The organism is Pseudomonas sp. P5_A2_2 (genome assembly GCF_054177685.1).
In genome coordinates this window covers 1-1,395 of the sequence record NZ_JBGCUL010001103.1, presented here as the reverse complement: position 1 = coordinate 1,395, position 1,395 = coordinate 1, and the positions used below count along the sequence as shown (strand labels likewise).

Genomic DNA, 1,395 nt, shown 5'->3' with positions numbered 1-1,395 from the left:
GGGTCAGGTTGGTCTGGATGCCTTCCTTCTCCAGGATCTCGGCAGCGCGGATGCCTTCCCAGGTGGACGCGATCTTGATCAGCACGCGGTCGCGGCCAATACCGGCCTTGTCGTACAGCTCGATCAGGCGATGCGCACGCTTCAACACGGCGTCAGTGTCGAACGACAGGCGCGCATCCACTTCGGTGGAAATACGGCCCGGGATCACTTTCAGGATTTCTTGCCCCACGGCCACGCCAAAACGGTCGCTGGCCAGGCCCACATCGCCCTTACAGTCATTGACGCAGGCGTTCAGCAGCTCGGCATACGCCGGAATGGCCGCGGCCTTGAGCAGCAGGGAAGGGTTGGTGGTGGCGTCCACGGGTTTAACGCGAGCGATAGCTTCGAAGTCGCCGGTGTCGGCAACCACGGTGGTCATTTGTTTAAGTTGTTCCAGCTTGGAAGTCATGGGCGTGCTCTGTCCTATGGGTCTGATGACATTACCCGAGCGCTGACAGCCACTCAAGGGCGCGTACGTGTATCAATGCCCCCTGCGGCAACAACCTGAAAACAGGTGTTTGAAAGGTGGGGCGCGGTGTCGATAAATAGGATGCCAGGCGGGCTCACAGGTTCAACTGATCTGACGGTCAGCGCCTTGCAACCAGATCATCTGACGCCTGAATCCCCTGATAACGCTCGCGGCACCTTGCGTGCAATTACCGATATCGTTGAAGTCTATATAGTTCGATTGCAGGCTCAATTATTGTTATAAAAAGTCAATTAATACACTGGCAAAGTTAGTCTTCGCGCTAACAAATGTAATGTTATTTATCAGGCGTTTTGATCGTTAGAATACGTCCAGTACATATATGGAATAAAGTGTAATGTAATAATTGGGAATGTGTGTTTGTAGAAATAACTTCACAGCGTGAAGAGGTATATGTTTTTGGATGCGTTTGATGATTTGATGCTTGGCTACGCACTAAAAAAATTGACCGAGGTGTTTGAAGAAATCGAGGAGGTTTCGAAAAACACCGCTTCGGACAAGGCAACGTGCGTGCTGGGTATCAGACAATCCAAAGCCGCAAAAAAAATCCCCGTCTGGCTGGGGCGTCTGAGAGGCAGCACCCCTTATCAAGTCACGCATGCTCTGATCGATCAGATGCACGCCTCTCGAAAACTCGACCGCGACCTGCGCTTCGCGGCACAAGCTGCCTTGCTCGAAGCCCTGATAGAGGACGGACTGGCAATGCACATCGCGAGCTATTCAGTGGTTGTCGTAGAGAATCGCCTGAAGTGCTTTTTGGATCGATGAGCGTTGTACCTACTGAACACGCGCCCAGTGCCCATTGCACTGGGAAATTGCACGAGGCGTGAGGAAGTAGATTGGAGTCAAAACTGTACATCGCACAATAC

The 1,395-nt window shown here is 52.5% G+C and carries 2 protein-coding genes; one reads left to right on the top strand and one right to left on the bottom strand.

Annotated features, from left to right (window positions below; all coding sequences use genetic code 11):
• The coding region (locus ACXRVY_RS29190) for a transaldolase family protein (RefSeq protein WP_458238981.1) at positions 1-448 on the bottom strand (448 nt) is incomplete at its 3' end.
• Between the two features lie 477 nt (positions 449-925).
• Here ACXRVY_RS29190 and ACXRVY_RS29185 point away from each other — a divergent pair.
• Entirely contained in the window at positions 926-1,294 is a 369-nt protein-coding gene (locus ACXRVY_RS29185) for a hypothetical protein (RefSeq protein WP_458238980.1), read from the top strand.
• Positions 1,295-1,395: the final 101 nt, after the last annotated feature.